Source organism: Streptomyces tyrfis, assembly GCF_037034285.1.
GTDB lineage: Bacteria > Actinomycetota > Actinomycetes > Streptomycetales > Streptomycetaceae > Streptomyces.
This window is the reverse complement of the sequence record NZ_JBAGJZ010000077.1, coordinates 1-24,082: the sequence shown is the minus strand read 5'-3', so window position 1 is coordinate 24,082 and position 24,082 is coordinate 1. Positions and strand designations below refer to the sequence as shown.

The 24,082-nt window shown below is 73.7% G+C and carries 20 protein-coding genes; 9 read left to right on the top strand and 11 right to left on the bottom strand.

Annotated elements, in window-relative coordinates; translation table 11 throughout:
• Positions 1-513 (top strand): IPT/TIG domain-containing protein (locus tag WA762_RS34185; protein ID WP_335941448.1); only part of this gene is annotated, 513 nt, incomplete at its 5' end.
• A 352-nt stretch (positions 514-865) separates the two neighbouring features.
• Here WA762_RS34185 and WA762_RS34180 read toward each other — a convergent pair.
• Positions 866-1,630, bottom strand: coding sequence for a GntR family transcriptional regulator (locus tag WA762_RS34180; protein ID WP_335941447.1), 765 nt, complete (start codon positions 1,628-1,630; stop codon positions 866-868).
• A 108-nt stretch (positions 1,631-1,738) separates the two neighbouring features.
• Between WA762_RS34180 and WA762_RS34175 the strand changes: the two genes are divergently transcribed.
• Positions 1,739-1,984 carry a hypothetical protein gene (locus WA762_RS34175; RefSeq protein WP_335941445.1) on the top strand — a complete coding sequence of 82 codons (246 nt, stop codon included), beginning with the start codon at positions 1,739-1,741 and terminating at the stop codon, positions 1,982-1,984.
• Positions 1,981-2,184 (top strand): hypothetical protein, encoded by a 204-nt coding sequence (locus WA762_RS34170; RefSeq protein ID WP_335941443.1) that lies wholly within the window; start codon positions 1,981-1,983, stop codon positions 2,182-2,184. Before WA762_RS34175 ends, WA762_RS34170 begins: the two co-directional genes overlap by 4 nt.
• Before the next feature lie 435 nt (positions 2,185-2,619).
• Here the strand turns inward: WA762_RS34170 and WA762_RS34165 are convergent, their stop codons facing one another.
• The 6 genes from WA762_RS34165 to WA762_RS34140 all read right to left on the bottom strand — a co-directional run bounded on the left by WA762_RS34165 (position 2,620) and on the right by WA762_RS34140 (position 10,773).
• A complete protein-coding gene (locus tag WA762_RS34165) occupies positions 2,620-3,672 on the bottom strand; it encodes a LacI family DNA-binding transcriptional regulator (protein ID WP_335941442.1) in 1,053 nt (350 codons plus the stop codon).
• Positions 3,673-3,843: 171 nt separating this feature from the next.
• Complete coding sequence (locus tag WA762_RS34160) at positions 3,844-5,304, bottom strand: GH1 family beta-glucosidase (RefSeq protein WP_335941440.1); 1,461 nt, start codon at positions 5,302-5,304, stop codon at positions 3,844-3,846.
• Between the two features lie 247 nt (positions 5,305-5,551).
• Positions 5,552-6,394, bottom strand: coding sequence for a carbohydrate ABC transporter permease (locus tag WA762_RS34155; RefSeq protein ID WP_335941438.1), 843 nt, complete (start codon positions 6,392-6,394; stop codon positions 5,552-5,554).
• A 189-nt stretch (positions 6,395-6,583) separates the two neighbouring features.
• Entirely contained in the window at positions 6,584-7,585 is a 1,002-nt protein-coding gene (locus tag WA762_RS34150) for a carbohydrate ABC transporter permease (RefSeq protein WP_335941436.1), read from the bottom strand.
• A gap of 339 nt (positions 7,586-7,924) precedes the next feature.
• Positions 7,925-9,259, bottom strand: coding sequence for an ABC transporter substrate-binding protein (locus WA762_RS34145; RefSeq protein WP_335941434.1), 1,335 nt, complete (start codon positions 9,257-9,259; stop codon positions 7,925-7,927).
• A gap of 821 nt (positions 9,260-10,080) precedes the next feature.
• A complete protein-coding gene (locus WA762_RS34140; protein WP_335941432.1) occupies positions 10,081-10,773 on the bottom strand; it encodes a FadR/GntR family transcriptional regulator in 693 nt (230 codons plus the stop codon).
• Positions 10,774-11,179: 406 nt separating this feature from the next.
• Between WA762_RS34140 and leuA the strand changes: the two genes are divergently transcribed.
• Entirely contained in the window at positions 11,180-12,850 is a 1,671-nt protein-coding gene (gene leuA / locus WA762_RS34135) for a 2-isopropylmalate synthase (RefSeq protein ID WP_335941456.1), read from the top strand.
• 273 nt (positions 12,851-13,123) lie between these two features.
• Here the strand turns inward: leuA and WA762_RS34130 are convergent, their stop codons facing one another.
• On the bottom strand, positions 13,124-13,942 hold the full coding sequence (locus WA762_RS34130; protein ID WP_335941431.1) for a spermidine synthase: 819 nt from the start codon (positions 13,940-13,942) through the stop codon (positions 13,124-13,126).
• Between the two features lie 277 nt (positions 13,943-14,219).
• Positions 14,220-14,660, bottom strand: a complete 441-nt coding sequence (locus WA762_RS34125) for a hypothetical protein (protein ID WP_335941430.1) — start codon at positions 14,658-14,660, stop codon at positions 14,220-14,222.
• Positions 14,661-14,929: 269 nt separating this feature from the next.
• Here WA762_RS34125 and WA762_RS34120 point away from each other — a divergent pair, with 269 nt between their 5' ends.
• On the top strand, positions 14,930-16,315 hold the full coding sequence (locus WA762_RS34120; protein WP_335941429.1) for a tetratricopeptide repeat protein: 1,386 nt from the start codon (positions 14,930-14,932) through the stop codon (positions 16,313-16,315).
• Positions 16,316-16,687: 372 nt separating this feature from the next.
• Here the strand turns inward: WA762_RS34120 and WA762_RS34115 are convergent, their stop codons facing one another.
• Complete coding sequence (locus WA762_RS34115) at positions 16,688-17,284, bottom strand: histidine phosphatase family protein (RefSeq protein ID WP_335941427.1); 597 nt, start codon at positions 17,282-17,284, stop codon at positions 16,688-16,690.
• Between the two features lie 332 nt (positions 17,285-17,616).
• Between WA762_RS34115 and WA762_RS34110 the strand changes: the two genes are divergently transcribed.
• The 4 genes from WA762_RS34110 to WA762_RS34095 are packed head-to-tail and all read left to right on the top strand — an operon-like array spanning position 17,617 to position 22,778.
• On the top strand, positions 17,617-18,606 hold the full coding sequence (locus WA762_RS34110) for a phosphatase PAP2 family protein (protein ID WP_443080751.1): 990 nt from the start codon (positions 17,617-17,619) through the stop codon (positions 18,604-18,606).
• Positions 18,494-19,750, top strand: coding sequence for a hypothetical protein (locus WA762_RS34105; RefSeq protein WP_335941452.1), 1,257 nt, complete (start codon positions 18,494-18,496; stop codon positions 19,748-19,750). Before WA762_RS34110 ends, WA762_RS34105 begins: the two co-directional genes overlap by 113 nt.
• Positions 19,741-21,420, top strand: a complete 1,680-nt coding sequence (locus WA762_RS34100) for a hypothetical protein (RefSeq protein ID WP_335941426.1) — start codon at positions 19,741-19,743, stop codon at positions 21,418-21,420. Before WA762_RS34105 ends, WA762_RS34100 begins: the two co-directional genes overlap by 10 nt.
• 23 nt (positions 21,421-21,443) lie before the next feature.
• Positions 21,444-22,778, top strand: coding sequence for an AAA domain-containing protein (locus WA762_RS34095; RefSeq protein WP_335941450.1), 1,335 nt, complete (start codon positions 21,444-21,446; stop codon positions 22,776-22,778).
• Positions 22,779-22,843: 65 nt separating this feature from the next.
• Here WA762_RS34095 and WA762_RS34090 read toward each other — a convergent pair.
• Positions 22,844-24,082: helix-turn-helix domain-containing protein (locus WA762_RS34090; protein WP_335941424.1), on the bottom strand; the 1,239-nt coding region annotated here is incomplete at its 5' end.

Sequence of the window (24,082 nt, the reverse complement as noted above, 5' to 3'; positions counted from 1 at the left end):
ACCACGACGCCCGCACCCACCCTCACGGACCTCGACCCCCATTTCGGGCCCATCAGCGGCGGCAACACCGTCACCATCTTCGGGACCAACCTCACCGGCACCACCGCCGTCCACTTCGATGCCCAGACCGCCGGCAACATCGTTGTCGTAGGGGACAACCAGATCACGGTGACTGCGCCGGCCGGCACCAGCACCGTGGTGGTCACCGTCACCACCCCCGGAGGCACCAGCGACCCCAGCATCGGCAACCCTTACTACACCTACGTCCCGCAACCCGCCCTCACGAGCCTCACCCCCGACACCGGCCCCACCACCGGCGGCACCAACGTCACCATCAACGGCACCGCCCTCACCTACACCGACCAGGTCTTCTTCGGCGCCACACCCGCCGGCTTCGCCGCCATCTCCGACACCATCGTCCTCGCCACCTCGCCACCCGGAGTCGGGAGCGTTCCCGTCACCATCCACTCCCCCGGCGGCACCAGCAACTCCCTCACCTACACCTACGAGTGACAGAGCCGCCCCGGGGCCGGCACCCACCGGTCAAAGGCCAAGAACCTGCACGTTCAGCGACGCCCTGCGCCCGTTCCGTCCGCGCCGCGCCGGTCACGGTCCGGGCCGAGTCGCAGCCGACCCGGCCGTGCTCCTCGCCGATGGCAGTGAGGCGCCGCTCTCGCGCTGCTGGATGCCAGCACTCCACGAGTGCCCACGACAAGCCCCCGCCCGCGGGTCGGGGGTTTTCGCATACCCGGACGGAGGCGACGCCACATGAGCACCGACCTCCTCACCACCGCCCAGGCCGCCGCCCACGGCGGTCGCCGGAGGGGCGGAAGCCGAAGGCGGGGGGCCGGGCGGGGGACGGCCGTCAGTCCTCGGGCTCGTCGATGCCGAACTCGTAGGCGATCTCCCACCGCATGTCGGGGACGACGATGTCCGCGGTCTCGACGGGGCGCCCGTCGGCGTCGTAGTAGGTGCGCTCGACCTCGGTGATCAGGTCGCCCAGGTTGATGCCCAGCAGGTTGGCCTGCTCGCGCGAGGCGCGGGCCGGACGCGGCACCTCGATGGCCTTGTCGATGACGACGCCGATCGACCGCATCCGCTCGACGACGCCGGCCCGTGAGTGCGGGCCCATCTCCGGCAGGACGATCGGGGTGCCGTCGGTGATCGCCATGGGCTCCCACGACACGGAGAGCTGGGCGGGGTAGCCGTCGGCGAGGTACTCGTAGTGGGTGACCACGCAGAGGTCGCCCGGCTCGATGGCCAGCCGCTCGGCGATGTGGGCCGGCGCCGGGGTGCGGGCGGCGCTGCGGGACTCCCAGGATCCGCCGCGGCCGCGCTCGCGGACCTCCGTGCGGAACAGCGACCCGCCGTGGAGTTCGGGGCGCCGGGAGCGGAGCATGCGGCGGCGCTGTCGCGGCCGGCGCACATAGGTGCCGGATCCGGCGCGCCCTTCGAGGACGCCCTCGATGATCAGATGCTCCATGGCGCGCTGGGCGACGGACTGCCCCACGCCGTACTCCTCGGCGATCCGGGCCCGGGACGGGAGCTTGTCGCCCACAACCCATTCTCCCGCCTCGATGCGGGCGCGCAGAGCGGCGGCCACCTGCAAGTAGGGCGCTTCGTGTGGCATGTACGCGACTCCGAACGTTGTACGTCGACATTGACAAAGCTAACCCATCAGGTCGAAGCTGAATATTCAGCCTCACGAACCGTGACGGCCGACCGTCAGGGGATATCTATGTCTGTCGCGCTTCCTCATGCCGTCGCGCTGGCGTCGCTGCTCTCCGCAGCGACCAGCAGCGACCCACGCATCACGGAGACGGCCGACGCGATCCGGATCGAGGTCGATCTCCCCGCCGATCTCAGCGCCGCCACCCGGTCCGCCATCCTCCGCACCCTCAGCACCGCCGACCGGTACGGCCACGACCGCACCGAGAACGGCGACGTCGTGTGGGCCGAGATCTACAGAGAAGAGACAGAGTGACCGCCCCCACCACCCGCCCGCTCCCCGCCCCGGGGGCATTGACGTGGGACCAGGCCGCGGGCCGGGCCTGCGTCTGGTGCAAGAAGCCCCTCACCACCGGCACGGTCCGGGTCGGCGTCATCCGCGACCGGCTCGGCGCCCATGTCCTCGACACCGAGGTGTGGACCGGGCCCTGTTGCAGCCACGTCCGGCCCCGGTGACGCCCGCGGGCCCGTGACACGGCCCGGGGGCGGAGGCCCGGGGGCGACCGGATCGACCAGGAGACCGCAGGAGAACCAGGAGGAGCCCATGGCGTATCGGCCGCCGCCGTGCCCCCACTGCCCGGACCGACGGGCGCTCTGGCGGGACACCAGTCACACGTCCCCGGCGGCGCCGGGCTCGTGGCACTGGTACTGCACCGGCTGCCGACGGCGGTGGGAGCCCAGCCTCGATCAGAAGGCGAGGTACACCCATGGGGCATCAGGAAGATCACGCCATACCGTGTAGCGCCACGCCGGGGTGCCCCGGCACCAGGAGTGTCGTCTACGTATACGACGACCACGGCAACTGCGTGAGCCAGACCGCCTACCCGTGCACCGTCTGCGGAGCGGCCTGACGAGCCGCCCGCCGGGCGTGCGGCGGGGGCGCGGCGGCCGTCAGGAGGAGTCGCGGACGACCAGCTCCGTGGGGAGCACGATGTGCGGGCGCTCCCGGCCCCCGCCGCCGTTCTCCCGGCCCTCGCCGCCTATCTCCTGGAGCAGTACGCGGGCCATGGTGCGGCCCATCTCCTCGATGGGCTGGCGCACGCTGGTGAGCGCCGGGTCCATGTGCCGGGCCACCGCCGAGTCGTCGAAGCCGACCAGGGCCACGTCGTCCGGGATGCGCCGACCGGCCTCGCGGAGCACCCGGCGCGCGCCCGCGGCCATGACATCGGAGGCGGCGAAGACCGCGTCGACGCCGGGACGCCGGTCGAGCAGCGCGCGCATGGCCCGGGCGCCGCCCTCCTCGGTGAAGTCGGCCGGGGCGATCAGGTCCTCGTCGCGGCCGAGACCGGCCGCTGCGACCGCCTCGTGGTAGCCGTCGAGCCGTCGCCGGGCCCCGTAGACGTCCAGCCGGCCGGTGATCGTGGCGATGGTGCGGCGTCCGCGCGCGAGCAGGTGGCCGACGGCGGCGCGGGCGCCCTCGAAGTTGTCCGAGTCGACCGAGGCCAGCGGTTCGGCGGCGGACCTGGGGCCGCTCGTCACGGCCGGTATGCCGAGCTGCTCCAGCAGGTCCGGCAGCGGGTCGTCGGCGTGGACGGAGACCAGCAGCACGCCGTCGACCCGGTGCGCGGTCAGGTACTGGGCCAGCCGCCGGCGCCCGCGGTCGTTGCCGACGAAGGTGAGGAGCAGCTGCATGTCGGTGTCGGCGAGCGCCGCGCCGACACCGCGCACGATGTCGGAGAAGTACGGCTCGGTGAAGAACCGGGCCTCCGGCTCGGGCACGACGAGCGCGAGGGCGTCGGTGCGGTTCCCGGCGAGCGCGCGGGCGGCGCGGTTGGGTACGTAGCCCAGCTCCGCGACGGCCGCCTCGACCGCCTCCCGGGTCCGGGCGCTGACCCGCGGGGAGCCGTTGATGACCCGTGAGACCGTGCCGCGTCCCACCCCCGCCCGCGCCGCGACCTCTTCGAGCGTCGGCCGCCCGTCGCTCCGTGTTCGCGCTGCCGCCATGGCTGCCTCCCGTTCGCGGTCAATTTCTCACAGTCGCGATGACCGGTCCAAGTCCCGTCGGACCGGCGCCGCAACCGGGGCCGGACCTGTGCCGGGGCCGGAGCCGGAACCGGGTCGGCCTCCGGCTCCGGGTCGGCCTCCGGCTCCGGCGCCGTCGGGAGGCCGGCGAGGTCAGCGGCGGCCGGTGCGCGGGGGCAGGGTGTGGCGGCGGATGACGTCGGCGTACCAGTGGGCGCTCGCCTTGGGGACGCGGCGCTGGGTGGCGAAGTCGACGTGGACGGCGCCGAAGCGCTTGGCGTACCCGTACGCCCACTCGAAGTTGTCCATCAGCGACCACAGGAAGTAGCCCCGGACGTCCGCGCCGTCGGCGACGGCCCGCCGCACCGCGTCGAGGTGGTCGTGCAGATAGGCGATGCGCTCGGGGTCGTCGATCCGTCCCTCGGGCGAGACATGGTCCTCGAAGGCGGCGCCGTTCTCGGTGACCATCAGCGGCAGCCCGGGGTGGTCCCGGGAGACGTCGAGCAGCAGCCGGTACAGCCCGTCCGGGTCGATCACCCAGTTCATCGCGGTGCGCGGGCCCTCGGCGAGGTGGAAGGCGACGTGCTCGGAGCCGGGCCACGGGGAGTGGTCGCTGTTGCCGTGGCCGTCGTCGCGCGCGTCGCCGCGGCCGTCGGCGGGCGCGGAGACCACGGTCGGGGTGTAGTAGTTGACGCCCAGGAAGTCGATCGGTCGGGAGATCGCGGCCAGGTCGCCGTCCCGCACCAGCGCGGACCAGTCCACCAGGTGCGCGGTGTCCTCGATCAGGTCCTCCGGGTACGCGCCGCGCAGCATCGGACCGGTGAAGACCCGGTTGCCCACCGCGTCGATCCGGCGGGCGGCGTCCGCGTCGGCCGCGCCGCCGGTCAGCGGGCGGACCTGGTGGAGGTTGAGGGAGACCGAGATCCGCGCGGCGGCGGGGAGGCGGTCGCGCAGGACGTCGACCGCCCGGCCGTGGGCGAGGTTGAGGTGGTGGGCGGCGCGGAGCGCGGCGGCCGGCACGGTGCGCCCCGGGGCGTGCACGCCGGAGCCGTAGCCGAGGAAGGCCGAGCACCACGGCTCGTTCAGGGTGGTCCAGTCGGACACGCGGTCTCCGAGGGCGCGGGCCACCAGGCCGGCGTACTCCGCGAACCGCTCGGCGGTCGCCCGCTGGGGCCAGCCGCCCGCGTCCTCCAGGTCCTGGGGCAGGTCCCAGTGGTAGAGGGTGGCGACGGGCCTGATGCCCGCTTCGAGGAGTTCGTCGACGAGCGCGCGGTAGAAGTCCAGCCCGCGTTCGGTGGCGGGGCCCCGGCCGGTGGGCTGCACGCGGGACCAGGAGACGGAGAAGCGGTAGGCCGTCAGGCCGAGCCGCTTCATCAGGGCCACGTCGTCCCGGTAGCGGTGGTAGTGGTCGACGGCGGTGTCGCCGGTGTCCCCCTCGTGGACCTTGCCGGGGGTGTGGCTGAAGGTGTCCCAGATGGAGGGGGTGCGGCCGTCCTCGGCGACGGCGCCCTCGACCTGGTAGGCGGAGGTGGCCGCCCCCCAGAGGAAGCCGGGTGGGAACCGCACGGTCTCGGCGGCCTGCTTCGGGCTGGTGTCGGGTCGTGCGACGGTCATATGGGAGCGCTCCCGGAAGTGGTGGGACGGGGTGGGCCGGGCCCGCGGTGAGCGGGGCCGGGACGGTTCGGGGCCACTGCGGTCGGGGCCGCTGCGGTCGGGGCCGTTGTGGTTCGGGGCCGTTGTGGGTCGGGCCCCGCGGTGGGCCCCGTGGTGGGGGCCACTGTGGTGGGGGCCGAGGGCGGGGTGACGGGGGCCGAGGGCGGGCGGGTCCTCGCGGGGCGGGATGGCGTGGCGTGGCGTGCCGTCAGCCCTTGACGGCGCCGGACATGATTCCGCCGACGATCCGCTTGCCGAAGATCACGAAGATCACGAGCAGGGGCAGTGTGCTGATCAGCGCACCGGCCATCACGATGCTCTGGTCCGGGGTGTAGGAGGCGCTCAGCCGGCCGAGGGCCACCTGGAGCGTGGGGTTCTGCTGGTTGAGGGCGAGGTAGGGCCAGAAGAAGTCGTTCCACGCCTGCACGAAGGTGAGCATCCCCAGCACCGTCATCGCGGGGCGGGCCACCGGGAGCACCACACTGCGCACGATGCGGAAGTTGTTCGCGCCGTCGACCTTGGCCGCCTCGATGAGCTCGTAGGGCAGCGCCTCGCTCAGATACTGACGCATGAAGAACACGCCGAAGGCGCTCACCAACGTCGGGAAGATCACCGACTCCAGCCTCCCGCCCCAGCCGAGGCCGGACATCACCATGAACAGGGGGACGACGCCGAGCTGGGGCGGGATGGTGAGTGTGGCGACGACCCCGGTCATCAGCGCGCCGCGTCCCCGGAAGCGCATCTTGGCGAAGGCGTACCCGGCCAGGGTGCAGAAGAAGAGCGTCGCCGCCGTGATGCAGCCGGCGACGATGACGCTGTTGACGATCGCGGTGCCGAGGTTCGCCTGGTTCCAGGCCGCTTCGAGGTTGTGCGCCAGCCGTCCGCCGGGCAGCAACGGCGGTGTGGTGTCCAGGACTTCGTCCTGGGTGTGGGACGCGGCGACCAGCGTCCAGTAGAGCGGCAGCAGCGAGCCGACGCCGACGACGGCCAGCGCGGCGTAGGCGAAGGGGCCGCCCCGGAGCTGCTGGCCCGCGCCCGGCCGGAAGCGCATCGGGCGCCGTCGCGCCGACCCGCGCGCCGCGCTTCGGAGGGCGCGGCCCGCGGCCCGGGGGCCGGCGGCATCAACGCCGGCCGTGCTCGGGGTCGGGGCCGTTTTCGCGGTCATGCTCGTGCTCGCGACCATGTTCGTGTTCGCGGTCATGTTCGTGTTCGCGCTCGTGGTCATGGAGATCGCTCCCGGTCAGTCCGCGGAATTGCGTACGAAGCGGCCGATGAGCCAGTTGACCGCGGCGATGATCAGCAGGAGGGCGAGCATCGCCCAGGCCACTGCGGCGGCCGGACCAAGATGCCCGAGGTTCCAGCCGTAGTTGTAGAGATAGACGCTGAGGGTCTCGTACTGATTCTCGTTGCCGCCGGTGGCGCCGAGCCTGCCGCCCTCCAGCAGCAGCGGTTCACCGAACAGCTGCATGGAGCCGATGGTCGAGATGACGATCGTGAAGAGGATCGTGGGCCGCAGCGAGGGGACGGTCACCTTGCGGAACTGCTGCCAGCGCGAGGCTCCGTCCAGCGAGGCGGCCTCGTACAGGTCGGTGGGCACGGCCTGCATGGCGGCCAGGTAGATCAGGGCGTTGTAGCCGGTCCACCGCCAGATCACGATCACGGAGATGGCGATCTTCGAAGTCCAGTGGCCGTTGGCCCAGTTGGTGTCGCCGAGGCCGACGAAGTGCAGCAGCCAGTTCAGCAGGCCGCCGTCGGCGCGGAAGACCAGGGCGAAGACGAGGGCGGCGGAGGCCACCGAGGTGGCGTACGGGGTGAGCACGACCGTGCGCCAGAAGCCGCTGGCGCGGAGCCGGTAGTTCAGCAGGTGGGCCAGGCCCAGCGCCACCAGCAGTTGCGGCGCCGTCGACATGACCCCGATCAGAAAGGTGTTGCCGACGGCCGTCCAGAACTCCGAGTCGTGCAGGATCCGGTCGAAGTTGTCCCAGCCGACCCACTCCATCTGGTCCAGGCCGGTCATCTCCACCCGGTGCAGGGCGATCCAGCCGGTGTACAGCAGCGGGTAGAGCCCGAAGGCGCCGAAGACGAGGAAGAACGGGGCGATGTAGGCGTACGGGGACGCCTTGTCGTCGAACCGCCACAGCCGGCTCCGCCAGGACGGTCGGGGGGCCTGGCCGGGGGCGGTCCCCCGGGAGCCGTCGGGGGGCGGGGCGTACGCGTGCCGGCTGGGGGTCGAGGTGGCCACGGGCGGGAGTCCTTCCCTGCGTTGCTGCGGTGTTCGGGCGATCCGGTGTTCGCGCGTTCCGGGGTTCGGGCATTCCGGGGTTCGGGCATTCCGGGGTTCGGGCATTCCGGCGGGGCGGCATTCCGTGAGGCGGGCGGTGCGGAAGCCGGGGCGCGGGCGGCCGGTGCGGGGCCTGGATACGGCGGCCTGGATACGGCGGCCTGGGCCGGGGGCCGGTGGGGCCCGGGGGCCGGTGGGGCCCGGGGCGGGCCCGCGCTGGTCTCCGTACGCCCCCGTGGTCCCGCCCGCCCCGCCCGGCCGCGGTCGTCCCGGGCCCACCCCGGCGCGGGTCCCGTGCGGTCAGCCGAGCGCCTTGCCGATCGCCTCGGTCGCCGCCTTCCACGCGTCGTCGGGGCGGGTGCCGCGCTGCTCCATGTTGTTGATCTGGGTGGAGAAGGTGTCCTTGATGACGCCGTCCTTCGGGCCGAGCACGGTCTCGGGGATCGACACGGCCTCGTCCGCGTAGATCCGGCCGATGGGGGCGTCGTTGAAGTACGGGAGCTTGGCGTCCTTCACCTCCGGCAGCTCGTACGCGCGCTTGTTGGAGGGGAAGACACCGATGGCCTTGAAGACGGCGGCCTGCTGTTCGGGGGCGGTCAGCCATTTCACGAGCTTGGCGGCCTCGTCGGTGTTCTTGCCCTGCTTGGGCACCGCGAGGAAGGAGCCGCCCCAGTTGGCGGCGGTCGAACCGGGCGCGGTGGTGATATCCCACTTGCCCTTGTTGGCCTCGCCGGCGTTGGCCGAGATCTGCCCGGCCATCCACGCGGGGCAGGCGACCGTGGCGACGGTCCCCTTGCGCAGCGCGGCGACCCATGGATCGCTGAACTGGGCCAGCCCCTGGGTGAGTTTCTTCGAGGCGGCCTCGGCGGCCAGGTTCCAGCCCTGCTTGACGCCGGTGCTGTCCTTGTAGACCGGCTTGCCGCCCTCGTCGTAGTACTGCTGCGCGTTGGAGCTCACCACGGCGTTGAACATGGCGCTCGCGGAGTCCATGAAGAACGTGCCCTCCGGGGCCTTCTTCCGGTACTCCTCCCCCAGCCCGAGGTAGTCCTCCCAGCCGCCGGAGATCCGCTTGGCGACCTCCTCGCGGTCGGTCGGCAGGCCGGCCTTCCCGAACAGCTCGGTGTTGTAGCAGAGGGACATCGGGCCGATGTCGGTGCCCGCGCCGATCACGGCGCCGCCGGGCGCGGTGGCCTGCTTCTCCTTCCAGGAGACCCAGTCGCCGACGTCGATGACGTCCCCGAGGTCGACGAAGGCGTCCGCCTTGGTGTCGACGATCTCCTTGATGCGGCCGACCTCGATTCCCTGGACGTCCGCGAGGCCGCTGCCCGCGTTCAACTGCTGGAGGAGCTTGGGGTAGTAGACCTTCTCGTCGGTGGTGACATCCTCCTTGACCGTGATGTTCGGGTGCAGCTCGTGGTACTTCTCGAAGAGCCCGGCCTCCTTGTAGCCGAACTGGCCGTAGTCGGCGACGATCAGCGTGACGTTCCCGTTCTCGTCGGGGCCCTTGCTGCCCGACGAGTCCGAGCCGCCGCAGCCCGTCAGCAGCAGGGCGGAGGCCGTCAGGCCGGTGGTGGCGAGAACCGCGGCTCTGCGGCTCCGGCCGGCGGCGGTATGGGTGACGCGGGTGATGCGCATTCCACTACTCCTTGGTCCGGGGCGGGACATGGGCGGGACACGTGCCTGACGGGATGTCATGCGTCGGGCCCGGGTGCGGGTGCCGGCGTGCGGGCGGATGTGCGTGTACGTGCGCGTGGACGCATCGCGGTACGGATACGGGGCGGTGCCGGTGATGCCGGGTGGTGCCGAGTGGTGCCGGTGGTGCCAGGCGGTGCGAACGGGCGGCGGGCAGCGCTTCGAGCGGGGGGATCACACCGTGGGAGCGCTCCCATTTGTCGATGCCGGAAGGTTCCTGCCTTGGAGGGGCGGGTGTCAAGAGTTGAAGACGGCTCCGTTGCGCGAGCGTGTCCGGCACGTCATGGGACTGTGCCCTGCCGACGTCTTGCCCCAACCCGCCTGCCCGGCACCGGACTTCGGCCGCCGCACGAGAAGGCTCAGCTCAAGGGCGGCGCGCCCGGCGACGTCGGCCCGCCCGCCCCGGGCCCGCCGAGCGCACCTCCGCTCCCGGCCGCCCGAGCCGACGGGCGTCCCCCCGCCCCCGCGCCCGCCCGGCCGCCCGCCGGAAGGTGAACGGCTCATCGCGCGCCGGGGCGCGCCGAGCCGGGCCCGCGTTCTCCCTCCGAAGCCGGCCCCCGCCACGCGCCCGGACCCCGTTCGCGTCACGCACACCGTTCGCGTCACGCGCCGGACCCCGACCCCCGCCACGCACACCGTTCGCGTCACGCGCCGGACCCCGACCCCCGCCACGCACACCGTTCGCGCCACGCACCCGAACTCCGGCCCCGGCCCCGGCCGCGAACCCCGAAGCCCGGCCCCGGGAGGGCGGCCCCGAATCCGTCCTACGCCGCCCTCAACCGGGCCAGCGTGGCCTCCAGTTCGGCCTCGGCGGCGCGCCCCGCGGACTCCGCGTCGCCGGCCACCACCGCCCGTACCAGCGCGTCGTGCGCGTGGTCGCCGTGCGCCGGGTCCTCGCGGCGCAGCCCCAGCAGCTCCACGAGATCGATCAGCCCCTGTCGCAGCGCGGGCGCGAACTCCCCGAAGAGATCCGTGAGTACGGGGTTGTGGGCGGCGGCCACCACCGCCCGGTGCAGGGCGATGTCCGCGTCGACGAACTCCGCGTCTCCCCCGCCGACCGCCGCCCGCCGCGCGGTCAGCGCCGCGTCGAGGGCGACCAGGTCCTCGTCCGTGCGGCGGCGCGCGGCCAGGCGCGCGGCCTGGACCTCGATCAGCATCCGCACCTCGTAGACGTCGGTGACCGAGGCGCGGCGCAGCCGGGTCGGCCAGTCCTCCGCGGCCCGGTCCGCGATGACGAAGACGCCCGCGCCCTGGCGGGACTGGAGCAGCCCCAGCGTGGCCAGGGTGCGGACCGCCTCGCGGACCGTGGAGCGGCCCACGCCGAGCGTCCTGGCGAGCGTGGTCTCGCCCGGGATCTTCGTGCCGACCGGCCAGTGCCCCTCGGTGATCTGCTCGCGCAGATGGCGTGTGGCCTGTTCGACCAGGGGGCTGGGGCGGAGCGGACCGAGCGAGGACACGAGTTCACCTGTCAGGTTGTCTGAGGACTTGCTTTCTGGTTACTGTACCCGGCATGACGCTCAGCGGTCTCCTTCTTCTCGGCTGCCGCGGCGGGGCCTGAAGCGACCGGCACCCCGCCGCGGGTGCCGTGCTGTGCCGGTCGCGTCCGGCGACGCGAGAAGAGACCGTTCCATGTCCGACCGTCCGACTCCCACCCCGACTCAGAACCCGGCGCCCGTCACCGCCCCCGCTCCGGACCCGGCGCCCGCGCCCGTTCCCGCCCCGGCTCCGCACGCCGCGCCGACGCCCGCTCCGGCGTCCGCGCCGGCGCCGTCGGCCCCGGTCCACGTCTTCCCCACGATCTGCACCCCGCGCGGCCCGGTGCCCGCCGACGCGCCTCACTGGAACCGGCAGCGCGCCAGTTCCATGCCCTCCCACCGCTACCGTTCCGCCTTCGACCGCGTCGAGGTCCCGCTGACCGGCCGCACCTGGCCGCAGGCCCGTGTCGAGCGCGCCCCGCTCTGGGTGCCGGTGGACCTGCGGGACGGCAACCAGGCGCTGGCCGAGCCGATGGACACCCCGCGCAAACGGCGGATGTTCGACCTGCTCGTCGCCATGGGCTACAAGGAGATCGAGGTCGGCTATCCGTCCGCGAGCCGCACCGACTTCGACTTCGTGCGGCACCTGGCCGAGACCGACGCCGTGCCGGACGACGTCACCGTCGTGGTCTTCACCCCGGCCAGGCCGGACCTGATCGACCGGACCTTCGAGTCCGTCGAGGGGCTGGACCGCGTGGTCGTCCACCTGTACACGCCGACCGCTCCCGTCTGGCGCGAGGTCGTGCTCGGGCGCGGTCGCGACGAGGTGCGCGCCCTGGTGACGGACGCGGCGACCCGGATGGACCGGCGGGCGCGGGCCCTGCCCGGGACGGACATCCGCTTCGAGTTCTCCCCCGAGGTCTTCGTCCTCACCGAGCCGGATTTCATCCTGGAGCTGTGCAACGGCCTCACCGAGCTGTGGGACGCGTCCCCGGACCGGCCGGTCATCCACAACCTGCCGGCCACGGTGGAGATCGCGACGCCGAACGTGTACGCGGACCAGATCGAGTACATGCACCGCAATCTGGCCCGGCGGGACGCGGTGATCCTCTCCGTCCACCCGCACAACGACCGGGGCACCGGCACCGCGTGCGCCGAACTCGCCGTCCTGGCGGGCGCGCAGCGCGTGGAGGGCTGCCTGTTCGGCAACGGCGAACGCACCGGCAACGTCGACCTGGTCAACCTGGCGCTCAACCTGCACGCCCAGGGCGTCGACCCGATGATCGACTTCTCGGACATCGACGAGATCCGCCGCACGGTCGAGCACTGCAACCGGCTGCCGGTGCCGCCCCGCCACCCGTACGCCGGGGACCTCGTCCACACCGCGTTCTCCGGCACCCACCAGGACGCCATCAGCAAGGGCTTCGCCCACCGGGCGGCCGGCGGCGAGGAGCGCTGGGAGGTGCCGTACCTGCCGATCGACCCGGCGGACCTGGGGCGTACGTACGAGGCGGTGATCCGGGTCAACAGCCAGTCCGGGAAGGGCGGGATCGCCCATCTGCTGCGCGGCAACTACGGCGTGGACCTGCCGGCCCGGATGCGCGCCGACTTCTCCCGCACCGTGCAGGCGGCGACCGACGACAGCGGGCTGGAGGCCACGCCCAAGGACCTGTGGGAACTGTTCGAGGCGACGTACCTGGTCCCCGGGCGGGACGGGCATGTGGCCCTGACGTCCTGGTCCACGGACCGCGCCCCGGCCGGCGAGCACCGGTTCGTCTGCACCCTGCGGGTGGGCGACCGGGAGGGCGACTACGAGGGCGTCGGCAACGGTCCGGTCTCCGCGTTCACCCACGCCCTGGCGGCGGCCGGGATCGAGGTGGACGTCCTCGACTTCGCCGAGCACGCGACGACGACGGGCCAGGGCAGCCCGGCGGTGGCGTACGCGGAGTGCCGGGTGGGCGCGGACGGCGAGCGGTGCTGGGGGGCGGGCCGGGACACCTCCGTCCTCACGGCGTCCCTCCTGGCAGTGCTGTCGGCGGTCAACCGGGCGGGGATCTGAGCCCCGACGCCGCACCGCCGACCGCCGCGTGACAGCGGAGCGGCGGGAGGGCAGGAGCAACGGGAGGGCGGCCGGCGGGGGCGGCCGGCGCATACGGAACCGGCCGCTGCCGTCCGCCGGTTCGCCGGTTCGCCGTGCGGCGGGACCCGCCCTGACGGTCCCCCGTTTCACCGTGCGACGGAACCGGCCCACGACCGTCCCCTCGTTCACCGTGCGGCGGGACCTCCCGTGACCGGCCGTCCGCCGGTCACCGTGCGGCGGGAGCGGGCTCCCTCACCCGCCGTTCCGGAACATCGACGGCGGCGGGGCCGGGGACGGACGGGCGTCGGCGTCGCGCACCGCCGCCGCGCCGCCCGCGAAGTCGATGAGCGCCCGCCCGTGCTCGACCCGTCCGGGGTGCGGGTCGGTCGCGACCCGGCGGGTCAGTTCGGCGGTCCTCGGCGGCAGGTCCGAGGCGAGCAGCACGGCGTTGCCGAAGCGGCGGCCGCGCCACACGGCGGGGTCGGCGGCGAGGGCCAGCTCCGGGAAGACGGCCGCGGCGGTGGCTATCTGGCCGCGCAGATGGGCCAGCGGCGGCCCGTCCGCGAGGTTGGCGACATAGCTCCCGCCGGGCTTGAGGACCCGGCGCACCTCGGCCAGGAACTCCGTGCTGGTGAGGTGCGCGGGGGTGCGGGCGCCGCTGAAGACGTCGGCGATGACCAGGTCCGCCCAGCCGTCCTGGATCTTCCCGAGCCCGTCGCGCGCGTCGGCGGACCGGACCCGGATCCTGGCCTGCGGGTCCAACGGCAGCTCCCGGCGCACCAGCCGGACGAGCGCGGCGTCGGTCTCGACGACCTGCTGGGTGGAGCGCGGCCGGGTCGCGGCGAGGTAGCGGGCGAGCGTGAAGGCGCCGCCGCCCAGGTGCACGGCGTGCAGGGGCCGCCCGGGCGGTGCGACGAGGTCGATGATGTGGCCGATCCTGCGCTGGTACTCGAACGACAGAAAGGTGGGGTCGTCGAGGTCCACATGGGACTGCGGGGCGCCGTCGAGCGTCAGCGTCCAGGCGCGCGGGCGGTCCCGGTCGGGCACCAGCTCCGCGAGCCCGCCGCCCACCGGCTCCGCGAGGACCGCGGTCCCGCGCCCGGCGCCCGGACGGCCCGTTCCGCCGTCGGTCCCGCGGCCGGCGCCCGGACGGCCCGTTCCGACGTCGGTCCCGCGCCCGGACCGTCTCCGGGCGGTCTCGCCCCCGCCCGGCGTTCCTCGACGTGCCACCGCTGCTCGCGCCCGCTCACCACTCGCCGTCCGGACCGGTGCGTACGGAACGGCACCGGCCGCGCCGGGGGTCTCCCGGACGCCGGTTCCATTATGGTCGCGGGCGCGCGGCCGGTGGTCAGCGGCAGTTGTCGGCGGCTTCCAGCACCCGGGCCGCCTGGTCGAGGGCCGCCCGCAGCGCGGCCGGGTCGGTGACCGGCGCGTCGTCCCCGGGCGGCAGCAGCCAGCCGCCGCCGTCGGCCTGCGGTTCGGCGGGGACGCGCAGCCCGCGTCCGTCGGTCCGCGTACAGGCGCTGCCCGGGACGTCCCACGCCTCGGCCGTGCCGGGCGGGACCAGGAAGCCGAGGATGTCGCAGGCGCCGTCGTGCAGCACCGGCCCCACCGCCTCCTGGTCGGCGCCGCGGCGCAGGATGTCCACCGCCTCCAGCCCCTGACGGGCCGGAACGGTCACCAGATCACAGGGTCCGACGCCGTGGCCCCGCGCGGGAGCCGTGGTGCGCGTCGCGGCCGGGGTCGTCGCAGTCGTCCGCGAGCCGCTCTCCGTGCCGAGATGCAACAAGGGACCTCTCCTCTCAATCACCGGTGTGTCATCGCCGGACGGAGCCGGATTCCGTCGTCCTCCGTACTCCGCAGAGACCAACGCGCCGGACGCGTCAAGGGCTACGGTGCCACGCCGCCGCAATGGGTGGCAGTTCATGGCAGATCGCGGGCGAGATGCCCCTTTTATCAGCAAAGACGCCCTATGTAACTGGTCGCACCGGGTACGTTCTTGCCCGCCGGGGCGCCGGCAGCAGGAACGTACCGGCTGCGGAGGAGAGGTGCTGGTCGATGGTGTCGGCAGGGGCGGTTCCCAACCTCGCCTTCCGGCGGCTGCGCGGGCGGCGCTCCGCCGGGGAGTTCGCCGCCGCGGTCCGCAGATCCGCCCGCGAGATCGGCGAACGGGTCGCGTGCGACGCCCGGTACATCGGTCGCGTGGAGTCCGGCGAGATCCGCTGTCCCAACTACGCGTACGAGCGGGTCTTCCTGCACATGTTCCCCGGCAGGTCCCTGGCCGACCTGGGCTTCTCACCGCGCGAGACGGTACGCGGCCGGGGCGCGCGGGCCGACGCCGAGAACCCCTCCCCCTTCGCGTCTCCCCCGACGCGTCCCTTCCCCCTTCCCCCCACGCTCCACAGCGACACCGACGAGGAGAGCGACGTGCTGCGTCGCGTATTCATGACGAGCGGCACCGTGCTGGCGGCCGCACCCCTGGCACCCGGGCCCGACGGCGCTTCCGCCGCGGCCGACACGTCCGGCCCGCACCGGGTCGGCGAGGCGGAGGTGAGCGCCGTCGAGAGGGCGGTGCGCCGGATCCGGCTGCTCGACGACCGGCACGGCGGCGACGACCTGTACCGCGACGCGGCCCGGCCGCTGCGGGCGGCGTACGCGCTGCTCGACTCCGGGACCGCCGCCAGGCGTTCCACGGCCGACCGGCTGCACGCCGGGGCGGGCGAACTGGCCATCTCGGTGGGCTGGCTGGCCCATGACTCCGGCCGGCTCGACGACGCCCGCTCGTACTACGCGGAGGCGCTCGCCACGGCCCGGCTGGCGGGCGACACGGCGCTGGAGGCGCACGCGTTCTGCAACGCGTCGTTCCTGGCCAGGGACACCGGACGGCCGCGCGAATCGGTGCGCGCCGCCGAGGCCGGGCAGCGGGCGGCGAAGCCGCTGGGCTCGCCGCGACTGCTGGCGCTGCTGGCGCTGCGGGAGGCGGGCGGCCGGGCCGGGCTCGGGGACCGGACGGGCTGCGAACGCGCGATCGGCCGGGCCCGTACCGCGTTCGGCCGGGGGCCGTGCGACGCCGACCCCGAGTGGATGACGTTCTTCCGGGAGGCGGAGCTGGAGATGCTGGAGGCGCAGTGCTGGTCGGCGCTGGGCGACTGGTCGCGGGCGGCCCGCCACGCACGGCGCGCGATCCGGCTCCAGGACCGGCACTTCACCCGGAACCTGGCGCTCTACCGGGCCGAGCTGACCTGGGACCTCGCCCGGGCCGGCCGGCCGGAGGAGGCGGCGACGGCCGGGCACCGGGTGCTGGACCTGCTGGACGGGGTCCGGTCCTCCCGCATCCGGACGATGCTGGCGGGCGCGACCCGGGTGCTGGCCCCGCGCCGGGACACGGCCGAGGTGCGGGGCTATCTGGACCGGTACGCGGCGGAGCCGGGCATGTCCGCGTAACCGGCCCGGAGCGGGCGGAGCCGGAGCGGGCAGGACCACGTAACCGTTCCGGGCCGGGCAGGACCGGAGCGAACGGGGCCGGAGCGAACGGGACTGGGGCGGCCGGGCCCACGTAACCGTTCCGGGCCGGGCGGGTCCGGAGCGGCCGGGACCGGAATGGGCAGGCCCACATAACCGTTCCGGGCCGGGCGGGCCCGGAACGGGCAGGTTCCCGAACGGGCTGAGCCGGAACGGGCTGAGCCGGAACGGGCGGAGCCGTGGGCCCGGCCGTACCCGGCCCCGGCGCCCGCGCGGCCCCGGCGCCCGCCCGGTCCAGGTCCGCCCGCGGTCCCCGGGGGCGCGCGTCCGCCCGCCCCACCCGGCTCCGAACGGCTACCGCTCCAGGTGCCCGGTGTCGTTCCAGCGTTCCAGGGCGGGCGCCCCGTAGGCCCAGCCCAGCACCGACAGGGACGCCGGATCGAGGCGGATGCGCGCCGCGAACGACACGTCCTCGCCCAGCCACCGCGCCCCCAGCGCCCGCAGGATGTGGCCGTGCGCGAAGACCAGCACGTCGCGGTCGGCCGAGCGGGCCCAGTCGACGATCCGGTCGGCGCGGGCGGACAGCTCGGCCGGGGTCTCCCCCTCGGGCACGCCGTCGCGCCAGATGAGCCAGTCCGGCCGGTCCGCCTTGATCTGCGCCGGGGTCATCCCCTCGTACGCCCCGTAGTCCCATTCCAGGAGCGCGTCCCACGGCCGGGCCCGGTCCGCGAAGCCCGCGAGGTCGCAGGTCTCCCTGGCCCGCAGCAACGGGCTGGTGCGCACTTCCAGCCCCGGCAAGTCCGCCCACGGGCCGCCGTGCAGCCGCTCCCCGAGCAGCTTGGCGTCGGCCCGGCCGGAGTCGAGCAGGGGGATGTCCGTCCTGCCGGTGTGGTTGCCCCGGACGGACCACTCCGTGCGACCGTGCCGGACGAGCAGGATGCGCGGTGCCATGACGGCTCTCTCCTGAACTGGGATCTGGGCCGGAGACCGAGCCGATGCCGACTCGGAGCCATGTCGACACCGATGTCGACAGCGGTCGACATCCAGTCGACGCGGATCTTCCGGTTCCCAATCATCGCGCACGCGCCCGCGAGGCAACCTCCGGGGCGGAACAGACGTCCCTCTCTGCACGGGCACCCCTGTCCGCACGGCAGAAAAAGGGCGGACCGGAGCAGAAGACGCAGGGGGCCCGGCACACACCCCGGCGGAGAACACGGCCGACCCGCGCCGTACGGTTGAACGCCCGCTGCCAGTCCTATGAACACATGATGGAGAGCTACCGGATGCAGCCTGCCCGCACCGCGCCCGTGCCGCGTCCGCGGCCCCGTTGGTGGACCGAGCTGCCGCTGCTGGCCCTGGTGTACGGGGCCTACTCGGCGGGCCGGCTGGTGGTGCGCGGCGACGTGTCCACGGCGGTCGAGCACGGCCTGGCCATCCTGCGCCTGGAAAAGGCTCTCCACATCAACGCCGAGCACCCGCTCAACCGGCTGTTCACCGCCCACCCCTCCATAGGCATACCCTCCGACTTCGCGTACGCCTCGCTGCACTACCTGGTCACCCCGGCCGTCCTGGTCTGGCTCTTCCGCCGACGCGGGGCCGTGTACCGCCGGGCCCGCACCTGGCTGATGACGTCCACGATGCTCGGTCTGATCGGCTTCACGCTGATGCCGACCTGCCCGCCCCGGCTGCTGGACGCCGCGTACGGCTTCGTCGACACGATGGCGCAGTACAGCTCGTACGGCTGGTGGGGCGCCGAGGCGAGCGCCCCGCGCGGCCTGGGCGGGATGACGAACCAGTACGCGGCGATGCCGAGCCTGCACGTCGGCTGGGCGATCTGGTGCGGCGTCATGCTGTGGCGCCACGCCCGCCATCCCCTGGTCCGGGCCGCGGCCGTCGCCTATCCGCTGGGCACCACGCTGGTGGTGATGGGCACGGCCAACCACTACTTCCTCGACGCGGTGGCGGGCGCCGCCGTGATGGGCGTCGGAGCGCTGCTGACCACCCCCGTGATGCGGGCCGCCGACCGGGTCCGGGCGCTGCTCGCCGCCCGCCCCCACAGGGGCGTGCCGCGGCCGGAGTCCCCGATTGTCGGTGGCGGATGCGAGACTTCGGCGGGTGAGCGAATCCCTGGCCAGCGGACCACCTCCGCAGACTCCGCCCATGCCGGAACGGCGGACGCCCCGGGCGGCGTCCCGGCCCCTCCCGTCCCCCGGGCCGACGCCGCCGCACGAGCGGGAGCGGCGGGGGACGACGCTTCGGCAGCGGCTCGCTGAGCTGCGCGGCCCGGGCGTCGCGCCGCGCCCGCTGGACGCCCGCGCGCTGGCCGCCCTCGCCGCCAACCCCGGCTGCCGACGCCGCGCCCTGCTGGACGGCGCGGGGGTGAACAAGGCCGCGCTGGCCGAGGCGCTCGGTTCGCCGGCCCCCTTCGGCCAGTCCCAGTTCGCGCTCGTCCGGGGCAATTCCTTCGAGGCCAGGGTCAAGGCCGACGGCGGCACGGAACTGATGCGGCTGCTCCACGAGCACCTCGGCGGCGGCGCCCCGGCGCCCGACGAGGTGCTGGCGCCCGATCTGGCGGCGGCGGGTCCCGAGGGCCGCGCCGCGCGCACGGCGCTCGCGCTGCGGGAGGCGACCGGGGCCGGCCGCTGGACGCTGCTGGACCACCCGATGCTGACGCTGGAGGTGGCGGGTTCCCCGGTCCATCTGGAGCCGGACACGGTGGTGGTGCACCCCGACGGCGCCTGGACGGTCGTCGAGATCAAGTCCTTCCCGATGATCGACGGCTCCGCCGACGCCGCGAAGGTCGGCGCCGCGGCCCGGCAGTCCGCCGTGTACGTGCTGGCGCTGGAGCGGGTCGCGGAGCGGACCGGGGGCGCCCAGGTCGGTCACCGGGTGCTGCTGATCTGCCCGAAGGACTTCTCCAACCTGCCCACGGCCTCGGTCGTCGACGTGCGCAAGCAGCGCGCGGTCACCCGGCGCCAGCTGACCAGGCTGACCCGGGTCGAGGACATCGCGGCGGCGCTGCCGGAGGGCACGACCTTCGACCCGGCGTGCCCGGCAGGGCAGTTGGACGCCGCGGTCGACGCGGTCGGCGCGGCGTACGCGCCGGAGTGCCTGTCCGCGTGCGAACTCGCCTTCCACTGCCGGGCGAAGGCCCGCGCGGCCGGCGCGGTGGAGGCGCTGGGACGGAGCGTGCGCGGCGAGCTCGGCGGGCTGACCACGGTGGAGGCGGTGCTGGCCGCGGCCGCGGGCAAGGAGGGCGATCCGGCCGACCCGACGGTCGCGGCGCTGCGCCGCGCGGCGGCCCTGCGCGCCGACGCCCTGGAGCACACCGCCGCGATACGGCACGGCGCGGCCGTGCCGGACGGGCGCGGGACGGCGGCCCCGGTCCCGGAGGAAAGCGGGGCGGCATGTCGCTGATCAGCACCCTGGCCCGGCTGGAGGCCGTGGAGAGCGGCCGGGCCCGGCCGTTGGCGACGGTCCTGCACCGCCGTCTCACCGACCGGCCGCTGGTCCTGGTGCCGCTGACCACCGCAGGCGAGGCGGGCGCGCCGCTGGGCGCGCTCGTCGGCGCCGACCGGGAGGCGCCCCGGCTGCTGGCGGTCCCCCAGCCGCGCGACCGGGACCTGCGGTTCTCGTTCCTGGCCGACCTGGCCGACGCGGTGCTGCCGCACATCGAGGCGTACGAGGACGTCGTCGAGCCCGCCGAACGCAACGAGACCGATCCGGCTACCGGCAAGAAGACCAAGGTCGAGGTCGAACTGTGCGCGGACGCCCCGCAGTTGATCGTGCCCAGCCGGGCGGGCATCGACTTCGTGCGGCTGCTCGGCCGTTCCATGCGGTTCCGCCGCACGGCCGAGGACGACCCCGACGCCCCGTACCCGGCCCCGGCGCGGGTCCCGCTGCTGGGCCGCTGGTTCACGCACTACGGGGAGCGGGCCCGGGTGCCGGGCTCCTCGCTGCTGCTCGCCGTCACGGATCTGCTGAACCGGCACTGGGCGACCGGGCAGAGCAGCCTGGAGGACCAGCATCTGGGCGCGCTGCTGGCCTGGATCGATCCCCCGGCGGGCGAGTCCGGGGCGTCGGCGGCGCTGCGCGCGGAGTCGGCGCGGGACGGCGAGGGGCAATTGCTGTGCCCGCCGGCCGGTCCGGCCACGGATCCGGCGTTCGACAACCGGCTGCTGGCGCCGGCCATCGAGCGGTACGACCGGGCGCGCACCGAGCTCGCGGCGGCCGAGGACGGTCTCGCGGCCGACGCCCGGCTCGCCGGGCTGACCGCCGCCGAGCGGGAGATCCGGGAGCTGCTGGCCGGGGTGATGCGGCCGACCTGGGACGCGGTGTGGCGGGGCCTCGATCTGCTGCGGGAGCTGCCCGAGGGCGCCAGGGCGGAGGACCGCTGGACCAGGGACCGCTGGTCGTTCACCGGCCACCGGGACCGGGTGCGGTCCGGCGAGCCGCCGCAGCCGCGCCGGGACGACGCGGTGACGGCGGCGCAGAAGCTGGCCTCGCGCGAGACGGCGCAGGCGCAGCTGGACGCCCAGGAGGCGCTGGACGATCCGCTGGTGCTGGCCGGGCGGCGGCTGGCCGGTGAGGCGTTCGTCGGCGAGGTGACGGCGGTGGAGATGGCGTACAGCGAGTCGAAGCGCCCCTCCCCGCGCCCGCTGGTCACGGTCCGCACCGACGAGCGGCCCCATCTCGGCGAGCGCGTCAAGGTGTTCCGCTCGCTGGACGGCAGACCGCAGACCGCCGAGTTCGTCCGGTACGCCGAGGCCGAGGAACCCGGGGCCGAGGGCTCCGGGGCCGACGACGTCGACGGCGCGGCCACGCATGGACCCGGCTTCGAGGGCGGGGCCGCGCGGGCGCTGGTGCTGCGGATCACCGACCGGATGGGCCGGGGCAGGGAACCGGCCCCGGGTTCGGTGCCCGAGCCGGGCGACCGGATCACCTGGACGCTGTTCGAGCACGACCAGCGGGGCGGCCCGAAGCTGCCGGACCCGGAGGACACGCCCTGGACGCACGGCGGCCCGCCGGGCGCGGCGGCCGGGCACGCCGAGCATCCCGACCCCGTGACCGCGGAGGACCTGCTGTGACGTACGACCCCGAACCGGGCGCCGTGGCCGGCGCGCTCGACCCGGGCACGGAGGCGGCCCGGGCCACCGAGGCGATCCTCGCCGGCACCATGGGCGGCGCGTCGCGCGGCATCGTGGTGGACTCCCCGCCGGGTGCGGGCAAGTCGACGCTCGTGGTGCGCGCCGCGCTCGAACTGGCCGCAGCCGGACGCCCGTTGATGGTGGTGGCGCAGACCAACGCCCAGGTCGACGACCTCGTGGTGCGGCTGGCCGAGAAGAACCCGGACCTGCCCGTGGGCCGTCTGCACAGCAGTGACGCCGACCCGTACGACCCGGTGCTGAACGGCCTGGCCAACGTGCGGAAGTCGGCCAAGGCGGCGGATCTGTCCGGTCTCGACGTCGTCATCTCGACGGCCGCCAAGTGGGCGCATGTGAAGAACGTCGAGCCGTGGGGCCACGCGATCGTCGACGAGGCGTACCAGATGCGCTCGGACGCGCTGCTGGCCGTGGCGGGGCTCTTCGATCGGGCCCTGTTCGTCGGCGATCCGGGGCAGTTGGACCCGTTCTCCATCGTCGGCGCGGAGCAGTGGGCGGGGCTGTCCTACGACCCGTCGGCGAGCGCGGTCGCCACGCTGCTGGCGCACAATCCCGGGCTGCCGCAGCACCGGCTGCCGGTGTCGTGGCGGCTGCCAGCCTCGGCGGCGCGGCTGGTGTCGGACGCGTTCTACCCGTACACCCCGTTCCGCAGCGGCACGGACCACGGGGACCGGCGGCTGTCGTTCGGCACGGCGTCGGACGGCTCGGCGCCGGACCGGGTGCTGGACGAGGCCGCCGAGTCCGGCTGGGGCCTGCTCGAACTCCCGGCCCGGCACACCCCGCGCACCGACCCGGAGGCGGTCCGGGCGGTGGCCCTGGTGGTGCGCAGGCTCCTCGACCGGGGCGCCGCCGCGACGAGCGAGCGCTCCCCGGACCCGGTGCCGGTGACGGCGGACCGGGTCGCCGTCGGCACCGCCCACCGCGACCAGGCGGCGGCGGTGCGGGCCGCCCTCGCCGAACTGGGCGTGACGGGCGTCGCGGTGGACACCGCTAACCGGCTCCAGGGCCGCGAGTTCGACGTGACCGTGGTGCTCCACCCGCTCTCCGGCCGCCCCGACGCGACGGCCTTCCACCTGGAGACGGGCCGCCTGTGCGTCCTGGCCTCACGCCACCGGCACGCCTGCGTCGTGGTCTGCCGGGCGGGCGTCGCGGAACTGCTGGACGAGCACCCGTCCACGGAACCGGTCCGGCTGGGCGTCACGGTGAAGTTCCCCGACGGCTGGGAGGCAATGTTTACCACATGGGATCACTTCCAGGAACACAAGGTGTCCTGGCGACCCTGACCACACGGACCCCAGGGCCTCTGACCAGCGTCTAAGCGTCGGTTAGTTCAGTAAGTTCGGTTGGTTCAGACAGGGATGCCGGACAGCTTGGACAGCCTCAGAAGCTCTGGGTTACTGCGTCGATGCAGGGACGACAGGACCCGGAAGACCTCCCGCGCCATGGGGTGGATGCGGGCCATCTGAGGGGCTGCCTCCCACGCTTCCGACAGGGACTCCAGGGCCCCGTCACGGTCCCCCACGTCCAGCCGTGCCCTGGCCAGGTTCATCCGGGACGGAGCCACACGAGTAGCAGGCAAGCCCTCCAGGGCCGCGTCAAGGTCTTCTGCCACTCTCAGAGCCTCACGGGGCCGCCCCAGGTCCAGCCGAGTAGCCAGAACGTGTGTGGTCGTGTTCTGCGGGCCGAAGATCATGCTGTGCCGGTTCCAATCCCTCTGGAACCACTCGGAGGCTTCCCAGGCCGACTTGATGTGTCGTTCCGCCTCCTTCTTTCCTTCCTTCTTGTCCTTGAAGCGTCCAGCCAAAGTCATCCCCCGAAGGTTCAGCAGTCCGACCGCAAAGGCCCTCTCCTGCCCTGACAGGCTGGCCTGTGCCTGGCTGATGGCCCGGTCTACGACCATGAGGCCGCCTTCAAAGTCCCCACCGTTCAGGTAGGCCCCCGCCCTATCCCTGGCAGCAATGGCCATGCCCAGGGGGTTGGTCTTCTGCTCGACGGCCCACCTCTGGCGAGTCACGGCCAGTTCCGCCATGTCCATCCACCTGTGCCGGGCGGCCAGCCAATAGACGCTGCTGTAGACCTCTGACAGGGCCATCCAGCTATCCACCGTGTTGGCAGCGTGAGCGTACGTCGTGGCGTCCAGCAGAAGGCCGGGCAGCATCGACAGGAGCCGATCCACCTCCGCCTTGTCCCGGAACTTCCCAGCAGTCTCCACAGAGGCCCTGAGAGCGTCTTCCTGGACCTCTTGCCGTCCTGGCAGGTCGTAGTCACGGACGGCTGAACGGAGAGCCGACAGGCGCTCTTCTCCGTTCCGGGCCACAGACGCTTTCCCCAGTACCTCCGCCATGCTCAGCCCCATGGGCTTACCCAGGTCGGCAGCAACAGCCGGGGTCAGGGTTCGGTCTCCCACCTCGATCTTGGAGAGCAGGGAAACGCTGATGTTGGCCAGCCTCGCTAGCTGGCTTTGAGTGAGTCCACGTTCCTTCCGGAGCGCAGCAAGGTTCGCGCCCGGTGCCAGTTCGGTGGTCTTGCCCATGTGATCAGCCCTACCCAGGAAGACGGTCGCTGGAGCCATCGTTGCAAGCCTTAG

Coding starts and splice junctions, on each gene's coding strand:
- leuA (WP_335941456.1), top strand. CDS start 11,180: ATGCCCTCCCACCGCTACCGTTCCGCCTTCGACCGCGTCGAGGTCCCG.
- WA762_RS34120 (WP_335941429.1), top strand. CDS start 14,930: ATGGTGTCGGCAGGGGCGGTTCCCAACCTCGCCTTCCGGCGGCTGCGC.
- WA762_RS34155 (WP_335941438.1), bottom strand. CDS start 6,394: ATGCGCTTCCGGCCGGGCGCGGGCCAGCAGCTCCGGGGCGGCCCCTTC.
- WA762_RS34165 (WP_335941442.1), bottom strand. CDS start 3,672: ATGGCGGCAGCGCGAACACGGAGCGACGGGCGGCCGACGCTCGAAGAG.
- WA762_RS34110 (WP_443080751.1), top strand. CDS start 17,617: ATGCAGCCTGCCCGCACCGCGCCCGTGCCGCGTCCGCGGCCCCGTTGG.
- WA762_RS34105 (WP_335941452.1), top strand. CDS start 18,494: ATGCCGGAACGGCGGACGCCCCGGGCGGCGTCCCGGCCCCTCCCGTCC.
- WA762_RS34180 (WP_335941447.1), bottom strand. CDS start 1,630: ATGCCACACGAAGCGCCCTACTTGCAGGTGGCCGCCGCTCTGCGCGCC.
- WA762_RS34145 (WP_335941434.1), bottom strand. CDS start 9,259: ATGCGCATCACCCGCGTCACCCATACCGCCGCCGGCCGGAGCCGCAGA.
- WA762_RS34100 (WP_335941426.1), top strand. CDS start 19,741: ATGTCGCTGATCAGCACCCTGGCCCGGCTGGAGGCCGTGGAGAGCGGC.
- WA762_RS34175 (WP_335941445.1), top strand. CDS start 1,739: ATGTCTGTCGCGCTTCCTCATGCCGTCGCGCTGGCGTCGCTGCTCTCC.
- WA762_RS34160 (WP_335941440.1), bottom strand. CDS start 5,304: ATGACCGTCGCACGACCCGACACCAGCCCGAAGCAGGCCGCCGAGACC.
- WA762_RS34115 (WP_335941427.1), bottom strand. CDS start 17,284: ATGGCACCGCGCATCCTGCTCGTCCGGCACGGTCGCACGGAGTGGTCC.